Raw genomic sequence first — 20838 nt, forward strand, 5'->3', positions numbered from 1 at the left:
AGCCAACTTCTCCTGATGCTGCGAAGGCTTAGCAGCATAGCAAAAGCGTGCAGATAATAAAAAGGCACCCCGCAGGGTGCCTGGTTAACCAACGTTACTGGTTAATGCTTTTTGTAGTCTCGGGCAAGGATTTCGCTGGCTTCTATTTTAGCGATACCTGCTTCCAGAATGGAGATAAACTGTCTGGCAACGTCCGTAGTCAGCCAGTAAGTCGGCCCTACGTCGGCTTCATCAGGCTGTTGCTCATTAGATGAAAGCGAATGCAGACGAATCATCATCGCATCATACGAGTCCACGGTACTGATATCCCATCCAACGAGGGGATGTGTCTGAATAATCTCTTTATTACTGTCCATTATAACCCCCTTATTACTCGTAGAACGAAGTGATTATTTGAGGTTTCAATGCGGCTTTTTTTCACAGAGCAGAGTGATTATAACAGTGTTACAGATTTAAGCGGCACGAAAAATGCTCGAATAGCGTAATTAATCTACGGCGAATAATATTTGAACAGAATTCTGATTATTCTTAGCAGGAAAAGAACTCCTGCATAATGCAGGAGTTTATAAAAATCAAAGAGTGGTGTCGGGTTGAATTTTAACCGGGGCGTGACGTTTTTCCAGCTCAGCCGCAAGACGAGCAAAATGCTGCTGCATTCCCTCATCATGATTTTGGTTTTGCGCTTCCAGCCGCAGGCTATGAATCAATAACTGATTAGATTTATCGTCCAGACAAAAGGCAAGATAGGAAAATGCGTTTTCCAACACGGTAAGACGACGCTGCTGTTCACCAATTAACGCCAGCAGTTCACCAAAGGTCATCGCCTCTTCAGGTTTATCAGCGGTCATGGTTAACACCTCCTGTAAGTCATGACGGACGCCAGAATATGTCATCGGCTTACAACAGTCTATAACCGCGTTGGAAGGGCGGCGAGGTGGTAAAGATAAAAAAAAGCCGGATGGCGATATCCGGCAAACAACGGCACAAAAAGAAAGTTAGTCAGTGATAAACCAGTCGTCGGCGCTCTCCCAGGTTTCCTGCAGGATCTCGGTCACACGATCTTTGGCATCTTTACCACTGCCCATCACGGTCAGGTTATTGGCGCTGGCGTAGCGCACCGAAATATGGTTGGTCATTTCCGGAAATTCTTTATCGATTCGTTTTGACAGTTCCTGCGTCAGCGCATCGATAGCGCCGGCAGGGAGCTGAGTGGTTTTCGCTATGGTTACTTCAACACGCATATCTGCCTCCGCTGTGAGTACTGGCTATTTATACAGTCAACACGGTAGCAAAGCAACGAAAAGCGAGCAGGACGTCGATGAAAAAATGCAGGGAATCACAGAAGCGGCTGATGGCGAAACATCAGCCGCAGGGGATCATCAGGCAATGCGCCAGTTCAGGGTTTCACCGGCGAGGAAAGGCACCAGCGTATCGCCCGCCGCCGCAATGCTTTCGTCGACAGTCCAGGGTTCACGCACCAGGCGAATCGTTCCTTCATTCAGCGGCAGACCGTAAAAGTTCGGGCCGTTTTCCGAACAGAAGGCTTCAAAATGCTGTAGCGCATCCATCTCTTCAAAAACCGTAGCGTAAGCGGGCAGCGCGGTCGGCGCATTAAACACCCCGGCGCAGCCACAGCTGGCCTCTTTGCGATGACGTAAATGCGGTGCGGTATCGGTGCCGAGGAAGAAGCGACGATTACCGCTGGCGATGACCTTGCGCAGCGCCTCCTGATGGACATTGCGCTTCAGGATCGGCAGGCAATAGAGATGCGGGCGCACGCCGCCCACCAGCATATGGTTACGGTTAAACATCAAATGCTGTGGCGTGATTGTCGCAGCCAGCAGGTCATTGCCCGCCTCGACATACTGTGCGGCTTCTTTGGTGGTGATATGTTCAAACACCACTTTCAGTTCAGGGTAGCGCTGACGCAGCGGCTCCATAACCGTTTCGATAAAGCGCGCCTCGCGATCGAAAATATCGATATGCGCATCGGTCACTTCGCCATGAATAAGCAGCGGCATGCCGATGCGTTGCATACGCTCCAGCACCGTGGCGATAGCGTCAATACTGGTTACGCCATGACTGGAGTTGGTGGTGGCGTGAGCGGGATAAAGCTTGGCTGCGGTAAATACGCCAGCCTTAAAGCCTTTTTCCACCTCATCAGGCTGAAGCGAATCGGTAAGGTAGCAGGTCATTAACGGCTGGAAAGCATGTCCTTCCGGCAACGCGGCCAGAATACGTGCGCGATAGGCGCTTGCCGCCTCCACGCTGGTGACGGGCGGCACCAGATTAGGCATCACAATGGCACGGCCGCACACGGCGCTGGTAAAAGGCAATACGGCGCGCAGCATCTCATCGTCACGCAGATGGATATGCCAGTCGTCAGGGCGGCGAATGATCAGTTGCTGAGGTTGTGCAGTCATGAATTAGGCTCCGGCGGTGGGAAATCAAGGCAGTTTTTAGCCGGGTATCAAGCATAAGGATAAAGGCAACCGATTGCACTTGCTTTATGTCGGCCGCGCGAAAAAAGTCTGGAGAAACAGGAGAAGTGGTGCAAATAGCGCCAGCGCGTCCGCTGTCTTGCGGCAGGAATGCAGCCCATCACGCCCGGATAGCCTGGAATCGCAAAGCGATTAAAGGTAAATAGCCCGCGCCGCAAAAAACAGCGCGGGCGGCCGTGGTCAGTCGATAAAAGGGATCACCAGCTCACCCGGTTTTACCTCAATTCCTTTCGCCAGTTTTTTTGCCATCGCTTCCGCTTTGCTGCGATTTTCGCTCAGAAGATAAGCCGGTTCGCGATCGAAATAGCTTTTCAGCGACTGGTTAAGATAGGGGGTGAGGGTATGCAGGATCGGCTGCATTTTTTCCGGCTGCACGTTGGCCTCCACGATCTCCAGATCCTTCAGAAAAATCGCGCCTTTCTGTTTATCAAAGAATGGCTGAGCCTTCATCTTCAGCTGCATATCCGCCTGCTGCGGCCCCAGCAGCGAAGTGATATTCACTTTCGCATTGCCGGAAAGCGTCACCTTACCGGCTTCCTCGCGGCCAATCTGGCTGCTGAGGTTATTCAGCACGATATGGGCGTTAACCAGTCCGGACACGCCAATGTCTTTCTGATAATTATTATGTTTCTGCAGAGCCTGATTGATCTCCTGCTCGGAAATTGTGTACTGGGTAAGCTGATTACAGGCGGTCAACAGACCGGCCAGCACAAGGGCGCAGAGCGCCAAAAACGCCTTGTTCATGACAATCCTCGAAAGTAATGCGGAGAAAGTCTCCTTTTCAGGAGGCTAAGCTTGCCGCAATCACCCTCGTGAGTCACCAGGAAAACAGGAAAAGAAAGGTAAAACGCGGGAAGAAGGGCAGCAGGCGGCGAAACGCCGCCCTTAAAAAATTAACCCGCAACCGAACTCAACAAATTGACCTGCGTCTGCTTGGCCATATTATCGCGATACTCCGCAACCCGGCTGGGCCAGTTAATACCCGCTATTAGCGTCAGCGAACGCAGCAGAGGAAACAGATTAATATCATCCAGGCTCAGTTCGCCGTTAACGGCGTTCGGCTTCACGATCAGCTTATCGAGATCGCGCATATCGTTAGAGATCTTCTTGATCAGCCCGTTTGCATGCTGTTTTAATTCAGCAAAGTCGCCAATATTGGCTTCCTTTTTATTTTTGAAATAGCTGCGTGCCTGCGGCGTGGCGAACTCGGCAAACGCGCCTTCAGCAACGCGCGGCAGTAGCAGCTTATTCACATAGCTGCCCACGTTGCGCAGCCAGTCGTTAATAGCGGGATTGGTTTTACCGGTCAGTAGCGGTTCGCCATCCAGCTGATCGACATAGCGCACAATATCAAGGCTCTCCGGCATGCAGCTGCCATCCTCTTTTTGCAGAATCGGCGCCATTTTCTGACCAATCAAACGGGTTGGTGTCTCCTCATCATCGTTAAGCATTATCACCAGTTCTACCGGCAGATTTTTCAGACCAAAAATCATGCGTGCTTTAACGCAAAACGGACAATGATCGTAAATATAGAGTTTCACCGCATCTCTCCTTACTCATATTGCCAACAGCAGGCTGCCGTCAGCAATTATTTGAATATGCTTAAAAAGTATGGAAGAGATCCCCGGGAAGGGCAAACCGCAGCGGCATGTTAGCCGCCACGCAATATGGCGGGCGCTGCGGCGCGCGGCTGAAATTGCCACCACAGCGCCAGCAGGGTAATTGCGCCGGTGCAGCCCAGCATCAGCCACGGCAGCTCCGGTAAATCCAGCTCGCGTCCGGTATCAAACATCCAGCCGCCGCCGGTATAACCCAGCGCGCCGCCCAGCGCCAGACCCAGGCGACTAAAGCCAAGATAGCTGCCGCGCGCCCGTGAACTGGCCAGCTCCGCGCTCAGGGTTTCACGCGCCGGCTCGGCAATAATTGCCCCGATATAGAACAGGCAGATCAAAATAAACAGCTGCTGTAAGGAATCGGTCAGGCCAATCGGCAGCAGGCTCAGCGTCATCAGCAACAGGCCTGCCATTAAACGGTGCTCCAGACGAAAGCGCTTTTCGCTCCAGCGGGCAATCGGATAAAGCAGCGACAGCGACAGCGCAGCCTCAATGGCATACATCCATTTGACCGCACTGGCGGTTCCGGCAATCTGGTTTACCATAATCGGCAGCATCAGCATGACCTGAACCGCCAGAATGTAATAGCCGGTTAAGGTCAGCACATAGGTGCAAAAACGGCGATCTTTCAGCACCCGTCCCAGTCCTTCGCGCAGCGGGGTAGGCACGGTAGAAATACGCCAGGCTGGCAGCAGCAGCGCGTTAAACAGCGCGGCCAGTACAAAAACCAGCGCGCCCACCCAGCAAACCAGGCGGAAATCCCACGCCAGCAGCCAGCTGCCAATCAGCGCGCCCAGCACTGCGCCAGCGCTGTCCTGCATCATCAACAGCGAAAAGAAACGGCCACGCGCCTCGGGACGAATCAGCTTCACCACCAGCGCGGTACGCGGCGGATCGAACAGCGTGCCGCCAATGCCGGAAAGCAGACAGGAAAACCACAATACCCACGGCTCGTGTGCCACCGCCATTGCAGCAAAACCAGCCGCACGCAGCAACATGCCGCTGATAATCATCGGCTTGGCACCGAAGCGATCGGCAATCGCGCCGCCAAATACGCCCAGTCCCTGCTGCACCAGCTGGCGCAAACCCAGCGCGATCCCGACGATCATCGCCGCCCAGCCCAGCTGATCAACGAAGCGGATTGAGATCAACGGGAACACCACAAAGAATCCCAGCACCACCAGCATGTTATCTACCAACAGAAAAACCCGACCAAGACGTCGGGCGCGCGCAACTCCAGCCATGCTGTTTCCTTAGCGATGCTAAATATAATTACTTTTTAGGGATATTATTTTGCGCGTTAACTGTTTAATTTAACAGCAAGTGCAGAATGATATTTTTTTATCGATCTTTGGCAAAATGTGCTGTAATTTCAGCGGAGTAATGATGCCTGCCGCGGCATTATCGCCACGCAGTTTTACCGGCGCTAATCGGGGCCGGGCAGCGGCGTCGCTGTTAATAATCGGGCTGCGTTGATTTTTAGCGCGACAGGCATCAATAAATTTTGTTTATCAGCCATGGCTTTCAGGAGAAGAGATGTTTGGCTACCGTTCCGCCGCACCGAAAGTGCGTCTGACCACCGCTCGGTTGGTGGTCCGCCTTGTTCATGAACGCGATGCATGGCGACTGGCTGATTATTACACGGAAAACCGTGCTTTCCTTAAACCCTGGGAGCCGGTCCGTGATGAGAGCCACTGCTATCCTTCTGGCTGGCAGGCGCGTCTTGGGTTGATTACCGATATGCATAAGCAGGGCAGCGCCTTCTATTTTATCGTGATGGATCCTGAAGAGAAGGAAGTGCGCGGCGTGGCTAACTTTAGCAACGTGTTGCGCGGCTCGTTTCACGCCTGCTATCTCGGTTATTCGCTTGGTGAAAAATGGCAGGGACAGGGCATGATGTTCGAAGCGCTGCAGACGGCGATTCGCTATATGCAGCGACAGCAGCGGATGCATCGTATTATGGCGAACTACATGCCGCACAACCAGCGCAGCGGCAACCTGCTGGCGCGGCTCGGGTTTGAGAAAGAAGGCTATGCGAAAGATTACCTGCTTATTAATGGCCGCTGGCAAGATCATGTGCTGACCGCGCTCACCAGTCAGGAGTGGACGCCGGAGCGGCGTGGCTAAGCGTCGATTTTTCACTTTATGCACCGCCAGAGACCGCGGCGCGGGAGTCTGTGATGACAGTAAAGATTGGAGTGGTGGGATTAGGCGGTATTGCGCAAAAAGCCTGGCTGCCGGTGCTGGCGCATGCCGACAGCTGGACGCTGATGGGCGGTTTTTCGCCTAACCAACAGAAAGCGCAGCTAATTTGCGACAGCTGGCGGATGCGCTGCTATTCACAGCTTGACGCGCTGGCCGCCGACTGTGATGCGGTATTTGTTCACAGCAGCACCGCCAGTCATTATCAGGTGGTGCGAACGCTGCTGGAGCAGGGCGTGGATGTTTGCGTGGATAAACCGCTGGCGGAAACCCTGAGCGAGGCTGAGGCGCTGGTGGAGCTGGCGCATAAACGCGGGCGCAAGCTGATGGTAGGCTTTAACCGACGTTTTGCCCCGCGCTATCAGCAGCTTAAAGCGGCCTTACAGCAGCCCGCCTCCATCCGCATGGAGAAACATCGCAGCGACAGCGTCGGGCCGCACGATCTGCGTTTTACGCTGCTGGATGATTATCTGCACGTGGTGGATACCGCACTGTGGCTGGTGGAAGGGAAAGTCACCTTGCGTCACGGCTATATTCAGACCACCGAGGCGGGAGAGATGCTCTACGGCGAGCATCATTTTAGCGTGGGCAATGCGCAGATCACCACCAGTATGCACCGGCGTGCCGGGACGCAGCGCGAATCGGTCTCGGCAATTGCTGATGGCGGCGTCTGGCAGCTGGATGAGATGCGCGAATGGCGATATGAGCACAATGGTCAAACGCTAACAGAAGCGGTTCCCGCCTGGCAAACCACTCAGGTTCAACGCGGTTTCGATGGCGCGGCCCGCCACTTTATTGCCTGCGTGCAAAATCAGACAATGCCGGAAACCAGCGGCGAGCAGGCGCTGAAAGCCCAGCGTATCGTGGAAAAAATCTGGCGTGACCTTGAGCGGGAATAACCTGCAGTAACAATCCTTTGTGGTTATTTCGCTGCGTATCGGTAGACTAACCGCCGGATCGACCGCTGTCGGTCCGCTATTGTCTGTTAACCGGATTGAATATTCAGGATGCGCAGTTAACCATGAATTTGTTGAAATCCCTGGCAGCGGTCAGCTCAATGACGCTGTTTTCCCGCGTGCTGGGCTTTGCCCGTGATGCGATCGTGGCAAGAGTATTCGGCGCCGGGATGGCTACCGATGCCTTTTTCGTCGCCTTTAAACTTCCCAACTTGCTGCGCCGTATTTTTGCCGAAGGCGCGTTTTCTCAGGCTTTTGTGCCGATCCTGGCGGAATATAAAAGCAAGCAGGGGGAAGAGGCGACGCGTGTTTTCGTCGCATATATCTCAGGCCTGTTAACGCTGGCGCTGGCGTTAATCACCTTTCTGGGCATGCTTGCCGCCCCCTGGGTGATTATGATCACCGCGCCAGGCTTTGCCGATACTGCCGATAAGTTTGCGCTGACCAGTAGCCTGCTGCGCATCACTTTTCCCTATATTTTCCTGATTTCGCTCGCTTCGCTGGTGGGGGCGATTCTGAATACCTGGAACCGTTTTTCGGTACCGGCCTTTGCGCCCACGCTGTTAAATATCAGTATGATCGGCTTCGCGCTGTTTGGCGCGCCCCATTTTAACCCGCCGGTGCTGGCGCTGGCCTGGGCGGTGGTGGTCGGCGGCGTGCTTCAGCTTGGCTATCAGCTGCCGCACCTGAAGAAAATTGGCATGCTGGTACTGCCGCGTCTGAACTTCAAAGATGCGGGCGTCTGGCGCGTGCTGCGCCAAATGGGCCCGGCTATTCTCGGGGTTTCCGTTAGCCAGATCTCGCTGATTATCAATACAATTTTTGCCTCCTTTCTGGTCTCTGGCTCTGTCTCCTGGATGTACTATGCCGACCGTCTGATGGAGTTTCCTTCTGGCGTACTGGGCGTGGCGTTAGGCACGATTTTACTGCCGTCGCTGTCGCGCAGCTTCGCCAGCGGCAATCAGGCGGAATATTCGCGTCTGATGGACTGGGGGCTGCGTCTCTGTTTTCTGCTGGCACTGCCGAGCGCGGTAGCGCTGGGGATTCTGTCTGGCCCGCTCACCGTGGCGCTGTTTCAGTATGGGAAGTTTTCCGCTTTTGACGCCGCCATGACGCAGCGGGCGCTGATCGCCTATTCGGTCGGACTGATGGGGCTGATCGTGGTTAAGGTACTGGCACCCGGTTTTTACTCCCGTCAGGACATTAAGACGCCAGTCAAAATCGCTATCGTGACGCTGATTATGACGCAGTTGATGAACCTGGCCTTTATCGGGCCGCTGAAACATGCCGGGCTGGCGCTCTCGATTGGGCTGGGAGCCTGTCTGAACGGTGCGCTGCTTTACTGGCAACTGCGTAAGCAGCAAATTTTTCAGCCGCAGCCGGGCTGGACAGGATTTTTACTGCGTCTGATTCTGGCGGTAGTGGTGATGGCGGGTGTGCTGACTGGCATGATGATGGTGATGCCTGCCTGGGATATGGGCGGTATGCCGTATCGGCTAGCCCGTCTGGCAGCGATCTGCGCTGTGGGCGGCGGCGCTTATTTTGTGGTGCTGGGCCTGTTAGGATTCCGACCGAAAGACTTCGCACGCCGCTCGGTAGCCTGATAACAGACAGACGAAACCCGCCGGCAGCAAATCCGGTGGGTTAAGTAGGGTGGCCTTAAACCCGCCGGCAGCAAATCCGGCGGGTTAAGTGCGGTGGCCTTAAACCCGCCGCGAGTTAAAGCCGCCTGACGTCGCCTGACCATCCGGACCGTAAAAGGCCTGAGTCTGATGCGGTTTTAGCAGTGCCAGTGCCTTATCGTTATAGTCCATCTGCTTATTTAACAGCATCCCGTTATGGGTATTGTTGTCGCGTAGCTGACGGGTGCGCTGCTCAATCGCCTGCCAGCGACGAGCCAGCTCCGGCTGAGCGCGATAGGGCGCCTGAATACGGTACTGCTTTTCTGATTCCCGCCGGATACCGTCAAGATAGTTCAGCGTGGTCAGCAGTGAACTTTTATCCTCGGTAATACGCTGTAGCAGGCTGCTGTTAATGAGGCCGGCAGAGAGCTGCTCGTTTTCTTCCTTCATTATTGTGCTCAGCGAACCAAGCACTTCCTGCATTTTATCCAGCGCGGTAATCAGGCTATTCATAGCGGTTATTTATCCTGTAAATAAGATTTCGCTTCCTGAATCAGGGCATCGGCGATTTTGCCGGTATCCATTTTCAGTTCGCCATTGCGAATGGCGGTTTTCAGTTGCTCAACGCGGGCAGTATTAATATCTTTTCCGTCCGAGGTCATCAGCTGAGACTGTGCGCCGCTCAGGCTAACCTGCGCTGCGCTGGCTGGCGTTGCCGGGCTGGAGGTCTGACGAGCCTTTGCAGCGCCGCTGTTATCATTGGTTTCACGTGGCTGAACAGTGCTGACAGGCTGCGTAGCTTTAGTTTTGTCGATGCTCATAATCTGGCTCCAGTAGGTTCAGGCGTTAGGGCAGCCTGAGAGGCAAAGAGTACAATGTATGTTGATCCCACTATCGGCAACTCAACACTCATCTTTAGCAGTTTATAGAGATATAAGAATATTCCCATCCGCACTCACGTTGCCACTCACTATTTGCCCATTTCCCATGCGCACCCGAACCCGTTGCATCGCCGTGGCGTTATTCAGCGCACGTCCTTCGCTACTAATGTTAAAACCGTCGCCCTGAGCGATAACGATCACCGGCTGGCCGGCCTTCACACGCCAGGCCTGGCGCACCATTGAGAGCGTTAACGGCTGACCCGGTGAAATATCGCGGACGCTTATGGCTTCTGTTATTTGTTGAGGATCCAGCACCGCCCGTGCGGGCAGGGTATCAAGCCGGCCCTGCTTGATCCTGAAATCATCGGGCGTTAACGCGGTGCCGCGTGGGATTTGGCGACTGGCGACCACATAGTCGCCGGTTACCTGTACTTCTACCTGCAGAAAACGCCGCTCCCGGTCACAGGTCGCCGCCACGCTCATGTTTCCCCACAAGCGGCTGTTGCCCGGCAGGCTAAGCTGCGGCGCGGCGCATGTGGGCCATTGCTGTTGCGGAGTGCGTACCACTACATTCATTCCGGCGGCATGCAGCGGATCGCGCGTTTTAAAGAACTGGTTAAGCTGAGCGCTAAGATCGTCTGCCCGTACCGGCATTACCAGTAAGGTCAGCATCGCACCCAGCCACCACGTCACTATCCGCATCATGTTTATCCCCGTCCTGACTCATGGGGCTGATTCTACCCGTGCGCGCAACTTTTCAAGGCAAAAAATAGCGATGCTTTTTAGCGCTATTCCAGCGATAGCTTTTGCAGCGCCCGATTATGCTGACAACTCAAAATTTCACTTCCGGAGGAAAGCATGCTCGACAAACTGGATGCAGCTCTGCAATTCGGCACCGAAGCGCTCAATCTGCGGGCTCAGCGTCAGGAAATCCTGGCATCCAACATCGCTAACGCTGATACGCCAGGCTACCAGGCCCGCGATATCGATTTTGCCAGCGAGCTTAACCGCGCGCTGGAGAAAGGGCGGGCGCAGGGCTCTGGCCTGTCGCTGGCGGTGACGTCGGCACGCCACATTCCTGCGCAAACCGCGACGCCGCCATCAATGGACCTGCTGTATCGCATTCCCGATCAGCCGTCGATGGATGGCAACACGGTCGATATGGACCGTGAGCGTACGCAGTTTGCAGATAACAGCCTGAAATACCAAACCGACCTCACGCTTATCAGTAGCCAGATTAAAGGCATGATGAACGTGCTGCAGGGACAATAACCGATGGCACTGCTTAATATTTTTGATATCGCCGGTTCGGCGATGGCTGCACAGTCACAGCGTTTAAACGTGGCCGCCAGTAACCTGGCTAACGCCGACAGCGTTACCGGTCCTGACGGTCAGCCTTATGTCGCTAAACAGGTGGTATTCCAGGTGGATGCCGCTCCGGGACAGGCTACCGGCGGCGTGCGCGTTGCGCAGGTCGTGGAAGATCAAAGTCCGGCGAAGCTGGTATTCGATCCGGGCAATCCGCTGGCGGACGCCAAGGGCTACGTCAAGATGCCTAATGTCGACGTGGTCAGCGAGACGGTAAACAGCATGGCGGCGTCGCGCAGCTATCAGGCGAACGTTGAAGTGCTGAACACCGTCAAGTCAATGATGATGAAAACCCTGACCATTGGTCAATAACGGAGAATAACCATGGGCTTAGCCGTTGGCGTAAATGAAAGGATCGATCCCAGTGTATTGACCAGTACCACTGGCGCATCGGGCAGCAGCAGCGCAACCGATCTACAGAGTAACTTTTTGACATTGCTGGTGGCGCAGTTAAAAAACCAGGATCCCACCAATCCAATGGAAAACAACGAACTGACCACGCAGCTGGCGCAGATCAATACCGTGAGCGGTATTGAGAAACTGAACACCACGCTGGGTTCGATTTCTGGTCAGCTCAACAGCAACCAGTCAGTACAGGCTTCTACCCTGATCGGCCATGGCGTTATGGTGCCGGGCAGCCAGATCCTGACCGGGAAAGGCGAGACCACGCCGTTTGGCGTAGAACTGACACGTGCGTCAACCTCCACGACCGCCACCATTACCGACGGCAGCGGCAAAGTGATGCGTACGATCGATCTTGGCGGCCTGACCGCTGGCGTTCATACCTTTGCGTGGAATGGCACCTTAACGGATGGCACCACTGCACCGGATGGCAAATATAACGTCACCATTGCCGCCAGCAACGGGACGGAGCAACTGGTGGCGCAGCCACTGAATTACGCCTTAGTGAACGGTGTGACCACCGATTCCAGCGGGGCAATACTCGACCTCGGGACGATGGGCACTTCCACGCTCGATAAAATTCGTCAGATTCTCTGATTCGACACTCATTTATTCAGGAGTAACACATGGGCTTTTCACAAGCGGTCAGCGGTTTAAACGCGGCCTCCAGTAACCTCGACGTTATCGGCAACAACATTTCCAACTCTGCGACTGCGGGCTTTAAATCCAGCACCGTCTCTTTTGCCGACATGTATGCCGGTTCCAAAGTGGGCATGGGTGTAAAAGTTGCGGGCGTGATTCAGGACTTTAACGACGGCACTACCACCACCACCAGCCGTGGTCTTGATGTGGCTATCAGCCAGCAGGGCTTTTTCCGCATGGCGAATGACAGCGGCGCGATTTACTACAGCCGTAACGGCCAGTTCACGCTGGATGAGAACCGCAACATCGTCAACATGCAGGGCATGAAGCTGACCGGCTATCCGGTAGCGGGCACCCCGCCGACCGTGCAGACCGGCGCTAACCCGGTAGCGCTCAGCGTACCGACCACGCAGATGACCGCACGCGCAACCACCACGGGTTCGCTGGTTGCAAACCTGAATTCATCTGACGGCACTAAAGTTGATGCGAATTTCGATAGCACCGACGCTACCAGCTACAACGCCAAGTCTTCAATGACCACCTTTGATTCACTGGGTAACACGCACATCATCGATCTGTACTTCGTGAAAACGGCGGATAACAGCTGGAGCGTACACCCGATCGACTCCAGCAGCGGCACCACTACTGCGCCGTTTACTATGAGCTTTAACGCCAACGGCGTGTTGACCTCAGCTACCGACCAGACCATCTCTATGGGCGCCCTGAACGGCTCTAACGCACAGACCTTTGCGCTGGACCTTACCGGTAGCATGCAGCAGAACACCGGCGCTAATACCTTCGGTAACCCGACGCAGGATGGTTACAAGCCGGGCGACCTGGTGAGCTACCAGATTAATGGAGACGGCACGGTAGTAGGTAACTACTCCAACGAAAAAACGCAGGTACTGGGACAGATCGTTCTGGCGAACTTCGCTAACGCCGAAGGCCTGAAATCTGAAGGCAACAACGTCTGGTCCTCCACAGCCTCTTCTGGCCAGCCGCTGGTAGGCCTGGCAGGCACCGGTAACCTCGGTACCCTGACCGCAGGCGCACTGGAGTCTTCTAACGTCGATCTGAGTAAAGAGCTGGTAAACATGATTGTGGCGCAGCGTAACTATCAGTCGAACGCGCAGACCATCAAAACACAGGATCAGATCCTTAACACGCTGGTTAACCTGCGTTAATACGGCTGACGGGAGAGCGCTATGGATCACGCTATTTATACCGCCATGGGCGCGGCAAGCCAGACGCTCAATATGCAGGCGGTTACGGCCAGCAACCTGGCTAACGCCTCAACGCCGGGCTTTCGTGCCCAGCTTCATGCGCTGCGCGCGGTGCCGGTAGAAGGCTTAACGCTGCCGACGCGTACGCTGGTTACCGCCTCGACGCCAGGTTCCGATATGACGCCGGGTACGCTCAATTATACGCAGCGCTCGCTTGACGTTGCGGTACAGCAAAATGGCTGGCTGGCGGTACAAACGGCAGATGGCACTGAAGCTTATACCCGCAACGGCAATATGCAGATTAGCCCCACCGGCGAGTTGACCATTCAGGGTCGCCCGGTGATGGGTGACGGCGGCCCGATAGCGGTGCCTCAGGCGGCAGAAATCACGATTGCGGCTGACGGTACCATTACCGCGTTGAATCCGGGCGATGAGCCCAACGCGACGGTACAGCTGGGGCGTTTAAAGCTGGTGAAGGCGACGGGGCAGGAAGTGATACGTGGTGATGACGGACTGTTTCGTCTGAATGCGACGGCACAGGCCCAGCGCGGCGCGGTACTGCAAAACGACCCGACGGTGCAGGTGATGCCCGGGGTGCTGGAAGGCAGTAACGTAAACCCGGTCGAAACCATGGTTGACATGATTGCCAACGCCCGCCGCTTCGAGATGCAGATGAAAGTCATCTCCAGCGTCGATGAAAACGAACAACGCGCCAACCAGCTGCTCAATATGACCAGCTAAGGCAAGAGGAAAACAGCATGATCAGTTCCTTATGGATCGCCAAAACCGGTCTTGACGCCCAGCAAACCAATATGGACGTCATTTCCAACAACCTGGCAAACGTCAGCACCAACGGCTTTAAACGTTCACGTGCGGTATTTGAAGATTTGATGTATCAGACCATGCGTCAGCCGGGCGCTCAGTCTTCTGAGCAAACCACGCTGCCGTCTGGCCTGCAGATCGGTACCGGTGTACGTCCGGTTTCCACCGAACGTCTGCACACCCAGGGCAACCTGTCTAAAACCGACAACTCGAAAGATGTGGCGATTAACGGACAGGGCTTTTTCCAGGTGCAGATGCCGGATGGCACCGCAGCGTATACCCGTGACGGCTCGTTCCAGGTCGATCAGAACGGCCAGCTGGTAACCAATGCGGGTTTCCCGGTACAGCCCGGCATCACCATTCCCGCTAACTCCCTGAGCATCACTATCGGGCGTGACGGCGTGGTGAGCGTGACCCAACAGGGTCAGGCGCAGCCGGTACAGGTGGGGCAGCTGACGCTGAGCACCTTTATGAATGATACCGGCCTCGAAAGCATGGGTGAAAACCTCTACAAGGAAACTCAGGCTTCCGGCGCACCTACCGACAGCACGCCTGGCCTGAACGGCGCCGGCCTGCTGTATCAGGGTTATGTTGAAACCTCTAACGTCAACGTGGCGGAAGAGCTGGTCAGCATGATCCAGACGCAACGCGCTTATGAAATCAACAGTAAAGCTATTACTACCTCCGATCAGATGTTGCAGAAACTGACGCAGGTATAAGGGCAGTAAGCGCGCTTAGTCGCGGACAGGCGGAGTTTCGGCTCCGCCAAATCAAGTTAAATAATGCAGAAAGGTATACACGTCGTGGCGAAGCAATTCACTTTAAAGCCTGGACATTGGGTTATCGCAGCGATGCTGATGACTCTTAACGGTTGCGCCCTTGTTCCCCGTACACCGCTGGTCACCGGCCCGACAACGGCTCAGCCGATGCCCGCTTCGCCGCCCGTGGTTAACGGCTCTATTTTCCAGGGGGTGATGCCGATGAACTACGGCTATCAGCCTCTGTTTGAGGATCGTCGTCCGCGCAATATCGGCGACACCCTGACTATCGTATTGCAGGAAAACGTCAGCGCCAGCAAAAGCTCTTCAGCTAACGCCAGCCGCGACGGCAGCGCCAGCCTTGGCCTCACCGCTGTGCCGCGCGCCCTTGAAGGCCTGCTGGGCGGCGATAAAACCACAATGAGCGGCGCAGGGAAAAATGATTTTGCCGGGAAAGGAGGTGCTTCGGCCAATAACACCTTTACCGGTACGATTACCGTTACCGTGAATCAGGTACTGCCCAACGGCAACCTGAATGTGGTCGGTGAGAAACAGATTGAGATTAACCAGGGCACCGAATTTATTCGCTTCTCTGGCGTGGTCAACCCGCGCACCATCAGCGGCAACAATAGCGTGGTCTCCACGCAGGTGGCAGATGCCCGTATCGAATATGTCGGTAACGGTTATATCAATGAAGCGCAGAACATGGGTTGGCTGCAGCGCTTCTTCCTGAACATCTCACCGATGTAAGAGGCTTTTATGTCACAGTTACGCATTATTCATATGGCGCTCTCTCTGCTGCTGCTGAGCATCAGCACGCTGGCAAGCGCCGATCGCATCCGCGATCTCACCACGATCCAGGGCGTTCGTGACAACCAGCTGATCGGCTATGGTCTGGTGGTTGGGCTGGATGGCACCGGTGACCAGACGGCGCAAACGCCGTTTACTACCCAGTCGCTGAACAACATGCTGTCACAGCTGGGCATTACCGTACCCGCCGGCACCAATATGCAGCTGAAAAACGTGGCGGCGGTCATGGTGACCGCCAACCTGCCAGCCTTTGGTCGTCAGGGACAGCAGATTGACGTGGTGGTTTCCTCGCTGGGTAACGCCAAAAGCCTGCGCGGCGGCACGCTGATTATGACGCCGCTGAAAGGCGTCGATAACCAGGTTTACGCGCTGGCGCAGGGGAATATCCTGGTTGGCGGTGCAGGCGCAGCGGCGGGCGGTGCCAGCGTTCAGGTTAACCAACTCAACGGCGGACGCATTACCGGCGGCGCGACCATTGAACGCGAAATGCAGAGCAACTTCGGGACGCAGGGCACCATCAATCTGCAGCTGAACGAAGAAGATTTCAGCATGGCGCAGCGCATCAGCGATGCCATTAACGGACGCGGCTACGGCTCGGCACAGGCGCTGGATGCCCGTACCGTTCAGGTACGCATGCCAATGAACAACAGTTCCCAGGTGCGTCTGCTGGCGGATATTCAGAATATCGATGTTTCCGTACCGATTCAGGATGCAAAAGTGATCATCAACTCGCGCACCGGTTCGGTGGTGATGAACCGCGAAGTGACGCTCAGCTCGTGTGCGGTAGCGCAGGGCAACCTGTCGGTAACGATCAATCAGCAGCAAAACGTTAACCAGCCGGATACGCCGCTGGCCGGCGGTCAAACCGTGGTCACGCCGCAAACCCAGATCGATATGCGTCAGGAAGGCGGCGCGCTGCAGCGTGTTAACGCCAGCGCCAACCTGAATAGCGTGGTGCGTGCGCTGAACGCGCTTGGTGCAACGCCGATGGACCTGATGTCGATCCTTCAGTCAATGCAGAGCGCCGGCTGTCTGCGCGCCAAACTGGAAATTATCTGATGAATGATACGCAATCTGTAATGAGCGCGGCTTATGACAGCCAGGCGCTTAATAGTCTGAAACGTCAGGCAGGCAACGATCCGCAAGGACAGGCGTTGCAGGTGGCGAAGCAGGTAGAGGGCATGTTTGTACAGATGATGCTGAAGAGCATGCGACAGGCGCTGCCGCAGGACGGTCTGCTCAGCACCGAACAGACACGCATGTTCACCTCTATGTACGACCAGCAGATTGCGCAGGAGATGGGGAATAAAGGGCTGGGGCTGGCAGACGTTATCGTAAAACAGATGATGCCAGCCCAGGCACCGGACGAGCGTGCGGGCACCGTACCGATGCCGCTCGATCGTTCAGTGGTTATTAATACGTTGCTGCCGCGCCAGATGGAGCAGATGCAGACGCAGATGGCGCAAATGGTGCAGCGCGCCATGCCAAAACTGCCGCAGCCCACGGCTGTCGCGCCGCTGAGCGGCGACAGCAGCGACTTTATTGCCAAACTCACGCAGCCGGCGCAGCTTGCCAGCCAGCAGACCGGCATTCCCCATCAGCTGATCCTTGCCCAGGCGGCGCTGGAATCGGGCTGGGGGAAACGCCAGATCCTGACCGAAGATGGCAAGCCGAGCTACAACCTGTTCGGCATTAAGGCCACCGGCAGCTGGCAAGGCAAGACCACGGAAATCACCACCACCGAATATGAAAACGGCGTGGCGAAAAAAGTGAAGGCGGCGTTCCGCGTCTATGACTCCTATATCGATGCATTAGCGGACTACGCCAACCTGCTGAGTAAGAATTCGCGCTATGCCAAAGTCACGACGGCAAAGACGGCGGAAGAGGGCGCGCATGCGCTGCAGGCTGCGGGCTACGCGACCGATCCGAAATATGCCAAAAAACTGGTCGGTATGATTCAGCAGTTCAAAGACCTGGGTGAAAAAGTCGCTAAAGCTTACGGCAATGAGCTAGGCGATCTGTTCTGATTTTTTACTCAAGTTTCACTTAAGCACGCCGATAACCAAAACAGGCCAGAAAGCGTCCCGTTACGCTTGCGGCACCCGATTCGTTGAATGCCGCCCGGTGCGTACCGGCGCAAAAAGGAACCGACATGTCCAGCTTAATTAACTCCGCAATGAGCGGGCTGAGCGCGGCGCAGGCTGCGCTGAATACCACCAGCAGCAACATCAGCAATTATAATGTGGCGGGTTATTCACGTCAGACGGCGGTACTGAACTCGCTGCCCAGTACCCTGAACGGCGGCAACTATTACGGTAATGGCGTAACAATCAGCAGCGTTCACCGCGAATATGATGAGTTTATTACCGGGCAGCTGCGCAGCGCCTCGGCGCAAAACAGCGGTATAACTACCCAGTACAATCAGATCTCTAACATCGATGACTTGCTCTCTTCATCATCGAACAGCCTCTCTACCACGCTCTCGGATTTTTTTACCAACGTTCAGAACGTGGTGAGCAACGCGAATGACCCTTCAGCGCGTCAGACCCTGCTGGGCAAGGCGGAAGGTCTGGTTAACCAGTTTAAGGTTACCGATCAATATCTGCGGAATATGGATGCCAGCATTAACACCAGCATCTCCTCTTCCGTGGCGCAGATTAACAGCTATGCCAGCCAGATTGCTGGCCTGAATACCCAGATTGGCAAACTGCAGGCGGCAGGTGCCGGTGCCGATCCTAACACTTTGTTGGATCAGCGTGACGCGCTGGTCAATAAACTGAACGACCTGGTAGGCGTAAGCGTCTCGAAACAGGATGGCAGCTATATCGTTTCTATGTCTAACGGCCTGGCGCTGGTTAACGGCGCGGATACGCGTCAGCTGGTGGCCATGACCGCCAGCAACGATCCGACCCGCACCACCATTGGCTATGTGGATAAAACCGCCGGCAACGTCGAGATCCCTGAAAGCCTGGTAAGCACTGGCTCATTAGGCGGTCTGCTGAAGTTCCGTACCGAAGATCTCGATTCGGCGCGCAATAAACTGAATCAGCTGGCGCTGAACTTCGCCGATAACTTTAACACGCAGCATAAAGCGGGCTTCGACAGTGAAGGCAACGCCGGTACTGATTTCTTTGCAATCGGCGGCCCGACCGTGGTCGGCAACAGCAAAAACGCTTCCGGCGTCACGCTGACCGCCAGCTGGAGCGACACCAGCAAAGCGCAGGCAACAGATTATAAAGTGAGCTGGGACGGCAGCAACTGGAACGTTAAGCGTCTCTCTGACAATACCAGCGTCAGCGCGTCACTGGACGCTAACGGCCAGCTTAATTTCGACGGTTTGCAGGTTACGCCGTCCGGCACGCCTGCTGCCAATGACAACTTTATCGTCAAGCCGGTCAGCAATGCGATTGTGAATATGGATGTCGTAGTCACCAATGAGGCACAGGTTGCCGCCGCAGGCGCTGCGGGTGGTAAAAGCGATAACCGTAATGCGCAGAAGCTGCTGGACCTGCAGAGCAAAAACCTGGTCAACGGCAACGCCACGCTGGCTCAGGGCTATGCCAGCCTGGTGAGTGATATTGGTAACAAAACCAATACGCTGAAAACCACCAGCGAGACGCAGACCAACGTGGTGAATCAGCTCACCAGCCGTCAGCAGTCGGTATCAGGCGTTAACCTTGATGAAGAGTACGTGAACCTGCAGCGCTATCAGCAATATTACATGGCGAATGCGCAGGTTCTGCAGACAGCATCAGCAATTTTCGATGCCTTAATCAGCATCCGTGGCTAATTGAATTGATGAAGGAATAACCACCATGCGACTCAGTACCAGCATGATGTATGACCAGCAGACTCGTGGCGTAACCAATGCCCAGTCAAGCTGGCTGAAAGCGGGCGAGCAGCTCTCTACCGGCAAGCGGGTTATTAACCCGTCGGACGATCCGCTGGCCGCCGCGCAAGCGGTCGTGCTTTCCCAGGCGCAGGCCGAGAACAAGCAGTACAAGCTGGCGCGTGATTTCGCGACGCAAAGCGTGTCGCTGGAAGAAAGTACGCTGCAAAACGTTACCGATGCAGTAATGAATGCACAGTCGGTAGTTATTTCTGCAGGCAATGGTTCGCTTTCTGATGATGACCGTGCCTCTTACGCGACGCAGCTGGAAGGGCTTCGCGCTCAGCTACTCAACCTGGCGAACAGCACCGACGGCAATGGACGCTATATTTTTGCTGGTTACAACAGCGGCAGCGCGCCCTTTACCGAAGATGCCAACGGCAGCATTGTTTACAACGGTGGCACCGATGCGATCACGCAGAAAGTGGATGCCAGCCGTACCATGACCACCAGCCATACCGGTGCGCAGGTGTTTATGTCTATCACCAGCAACGCGGTAAAAGAGCCGGATGGGTCAGCAAGCGAAACAAATATTTTTGAGACGCTGGATATCGCCATCAACGCGCTGAAACAGCCGATTCAGAACACGGATGATGCCACGAAAGCGCTTTCTAAAGAGGCGCTGGACAAAACCACGCGTGGCCTGAGTAACTCACTGAACAACGTGCTGGCGGTGCGCTCAGAACTGGGTACGCAGCTTGATGAGCTGGAAAAACTGGATAGCCTGGGCGACGATCGCAGCACGCTGCAGGAAGTAAGAATGAGCGCACTGGTAAACGTGGATTATACCAGCGCAATTTCAACATATACCATGCAGCAGCAGGCGCTACAGGCTTCTTATAAGACCTTCAGCGATATGTCACAGATGTCTCTGTTTCAGATGAATAGATAAAACTTTAGTTTTGGGCGTGCTTAAACCGGGCGCGTTCGTTTTTACCCGTCACCGATGGCTTATCGTCGCTGACGGGTTTTTTTTGCTCTGAAAACGGTGAGCCTGATTTAACAATAATGGGCGGAATGCAGTGAAGCGGGGCGAAGCAGGGCAGCCAGCTGCGGATAACCAGACGGTAGCAGTTAGGTCGGCAGCAGCAGCGGGCAGTCTGACGGTAGCCTTGGATAAACAGGTAGCAGCAGCGGATAGCTAACGGT

24 protein-coding genes are annotated in these 20838 nt (G+C 55.1%); 14 read left to right on the top strand and 10 right to left on the bottom strand.

Annotation, left to right across the window (positions count from 1 at the left end; genetic code table 11):
- Positions 1-101: 101 nt before the first annotated feature.
- The 7 genes from bssS to mdtH all read right to left on the bottom strand — a co-directional run bounded on the left by bssS (position 102) and on the right by mdtH (position 5358).
- Positions 102-356 (bottom strand): biofilm formation regulator BssS, encoded by a 255-nt coding sequence (gene bssS, locus ACQE3Z_RS14515; RefSeq protein ID WP_084970930.1) that lies wholly within the window; start codon positions 354-356, stop codon positions 102-104.
- A gap of 216 nt (positions 357-572) precedes the next feature.
- On the bottom strand, positions 573-848 hold the full coding sequence (locus tag ACQE3Z_RS14520; RefSeq protein WP_085072136.1) for a hypothetical protein: 276 nt from the start codon (positions 846-848) through the stop codon (positions 573-575).
- Positions 849-995: 147 nt separating this feature from the next.
- Positions 996-1241 (bottom strand): DNA damage-inducible protein I, encoded by a 246-nt coding sequence (gene dinI / locus ACQE3Z_RS14525; protein WP_426974321.1) that lies wholly within the window; start codon positions 1239-1241, stop codon positions 996-998.
- A gap of 138 nt (positions 1242-1379) precedes the next feature.
- Positions 1380-2423 carry a dihydroorotase gene (gene pyrC / locus ACQE3Z_RS14530; RefSeq protein WP_426974322.1) on the bottom strand — a complete coding sequence of 348 codons (1044 nt, stop codon included), beginning with the start codon at positions 2421-2423 and terminating at the stop codon, positions 1380-1382.
- Positions 2424-2681: 258 nt separating this feature from the next.
- The gene (locus tag ACQE3Z_RS14535; protein ID WP_426974323.1) at positions 2682-3245 is read right to left on the bottom strand and encodes a lipoprotein; all 564 of its coding nucleotides are present in this window, start codon (positions 3243-3245) and stop codon (positions 2682-2684) included.
- A 149-nt stretch (positions 3246-3394) separates the two neighbouring features.
- The gene (gene grxB, locus ACQE3Z_RS14540) at positions 3395-4042 is read right to left on the bottom strand and encodes a glutaredoxin 2 (protein WP_426974324.1); all 648 of its coding nucleotides are present in this window, start codon (positions 4040-4042) and stop codon (positions 3395-3397) included.
- 110 nt (positions 4043-4152) lie between these two features.
- Entirely contained in the window at positions 4153-5358 is a 1206-nt protein-coding gene (mdtH, locus tag ACQE3Z_RS14545) for a multidrug efflux MFS transporter MdtH (RefSeq protein WP_426974325.1), read from the bottom strand.
- A 292-nt stretch (positions 5359-5650) separates the two neighbouring features.
- Between mdtH and rimJ the strand changes: the two genes are divergently transcribed.
- The 3 genes from rimJ (at position 5651) to murJ (ending at position 8876) form a co-directional block, all read left to right on the top strand.
- Entirely contained in the window at positions 5651-6241 is a 591-nt protein-coding gene (gene rimJ / locus ACQE3Z_RS14550; protein WP_426974326.1) for a ribosomal protein S5-alanine N-acetyltransferase, read from the top strand.
- Between the two features lie 53 nt (positions 6242-6294).
- Entirely contained in the window at positions 6295-7215 is a 921-nt protein-coding gene (locus ACQE3Z_RS14555) for a Gfo/Idh/MocA family protein (RefSeq protein WP_426974327.1), read from the top strand.
- A 122-nt stretch (positions 7216-7337) separates the two neighbouring features.
- Positions 7338-8876 (top strand): murein biosynthesis integral membrane protein MurJ, encoded by a 1539-nt coding sequence (gene murJ / locus ACQE3Z_RS14560; RefSeq protein ID WP_426974328.1) that lies wholly within the window; start codon positions 7338-7340, stop codon positions 8874-8876.
- 99 nt (positions 8877-8975) lie between these two features.
- Here the strand turns inward: murJ and flgN are convergent, their stop codons facing one another.
- The 3 genes from flgN to flgA form a co-directional block, all read right to left on the bottom strand.
- Positions 8976-9407, bottom strand: coding sequence for a flagellar export chaperone FlgN (gene flgN / locus ACQE3Z_RS14565; RefSeq protein ID WP_085072127.1), 432 nt, complete (start codon positions 9405-9407; stop codon positions 8976-8978).
- 5 nt (positions 9408-9412) lie between these two features.
- Positions 9413-9715 (bottom strand): flagellar biosynthesis anti-sigma factor FlgM, encoded by a 303-nt coding sequence (flgM, locus tag ACQE3Z_RS14570; protein ID WP_426974329.1) that lies wholly within the window; start codon positions 9713-9715, stop codon positions 9413-9415.
- A 102-nt stretch (positions 9716-9817) separates the two neighbouring features.
- Positions 9818-10477: a flagellar basal body P-ring formation chaperone FlgA gene (flgA, locus tag ACQE3Z_RS14575; protein WP_426974383.1), complete on the bottom strand. Its 660-nt coding sequence runs from the start codon at positions 10475-10477 to the stop codon at positions 9818-9820.
- Between the two features lie 156 nt (positions 10478-10633).
- Here flgA and flgB point away from each other — a divergent pair, with 156 nt between their 5' ends.
- From flgB to flgL, 11 genes are all read left to right on the top strand, one after another.
- Positions 10634-11047 carry a flagellar basal body rod protein FlgB gene (gene flgB / locus ACQE3Z_RS14580; protein WP_085072125.1) on the top strand — a complete coding sequence of 138 codons (414 nt, stop codon included), beginning with the start codon at positions 10634-10636 and terminating at the stop codon, positions 11045-11047.
- Between the two features lie 3 nt (positions 11048-11050).
- Positions 11051-11455: a flagellar basal body rod protein FlgC gene (gene flgC, locus ACQE3Z_RS14585; RefSeq protein ID WP_085072124.1), complete on the top strand. Its 405-nt coding sequence runs from the start codon at positions 11051-11053 to the stop codon at positions 11453-11455.
- A 12-nt stretch (positions 11456-11467) separates the two neighbouring features.
- Complete coding sequence (flgD, locus tag ACQE3Z_RS14590) at positions 11468-12142, top strand: flagellar hook assembly protein FlgD (protein ID WP_426974331.1); 675 nt, start codon at positions 11468-11470, stop codon at positions 12140-12142.
- A 29-nt stretch (positions 12143-12171) separates the two neighbouring features.
- Complete coding sequence (flgE, locus tag ACQE3Z_RS14595; protein WP_426974332.1) at positions 12172-13371, top strand: flagellar hook protein FlgE; 1200 nt, start codon at positions 12172-12174, stop codon at positions 13369-13371.
- A 21-nt stretch (positions 13372-13392) separates the two neighbouring features.
- The gene (locus ACQE3Z_RS14600; protein ID WP_426974333.1) at positions 13393-14151 is read left to right on the top strand and encodes a flagellar basal body rod protein FlgF; all 759 of its coding nucleotides are present in this window, start codon (positions 13393-13395) and stop codon (positions 14149-14151) included.
- A 17-nt stretch (positions 14152-14168) separates the two neighbouring features.
- Positions 14169-14951, top strand: a complete 783-nt coding sequence (gene flgG / locus ACQE3Z_RS14605; protein ID WP_085072120.1) for a flagellar basal-body rod protein FlgG — start codon at positions 14169-14171, stop codon at positions 14949-14951.
- A gap of 84 nt (positions 14952-15035) precedes the next feature.
- A complete protein-coding gene (gene flgH / locus ACQE3Z_RS14610; RefSeq protein ID WP_426974334.1) occupies positions 15036-15740 on the top strand; it encodes a flagellar basal body L-ring protein FlgH in 705 nt (234 codons plus the stop codon).
- 9 nt (positions 15741-15749) lie between these two features.
- Positions 15750-16859, top strand: coding sequence for a flagellar basal body P-ring protein FlgI (locus tag ACQE3Z_RS14615; RefSeq protein WP_426974335.1), 1110 nt, complete (start codon positions 15750-15752; stop codon positions 16857-16859).
- Positions 16859-17827 carry a flagellar assembly peptidoglycan hydrolase FlgJ gene (gene flgJ / locus ACQE3Z_RS14620; protein WP_426974336.1) on the top strand — a complete coding sequence of 323 codons (969 nt, stop codon included), beginning with the start codon at positions 16859-16861 and terminating at the stop codon, positions 17825-17827. Before ACQE3Z_RS14615 ends, flgJ begins: the two co-directional genes overlap by 1 nt.
- A gap of 125 nt (positions 17828-17952) precedes the next feature.
- A complete protein-coding gene (flgK, locus tag ACQE3Z_RS14625; RefSeq protein ID WP_426974337.1) occupies positions 17953-19590 on the top strand; it encodes a flagellar hook-associated protein FlgK in 1638 nt (545 codons plus the stop codon).
- A 25-nt stretch (positions 19591-19615) separates the two neighbouring features.
- Positions 19616-20581 (top strand): flagellar hook-associated protein FlgL, encoded by a 966-nt coding sequence (gene flgL / locus ACQE3Z_RS14630; protein WP_426974338.1) that lies wholly within the window; start codon positions 19616-19618, stop codon positions 20579-20581.
- Positions 20582-20838 lie beyond the last annotated feature (257 nt).

It is taken from the genome of Pantoea sp. FN0307, assembly GCF_050113815.1.
In the GTDB taxonomy this organism is placed as follows: Bacteria; Pseudomonadota; Gammaproteobacteria; order Enterobacterales; family Enterobacteriaceae; genus Mixta; species Mixta alhagi.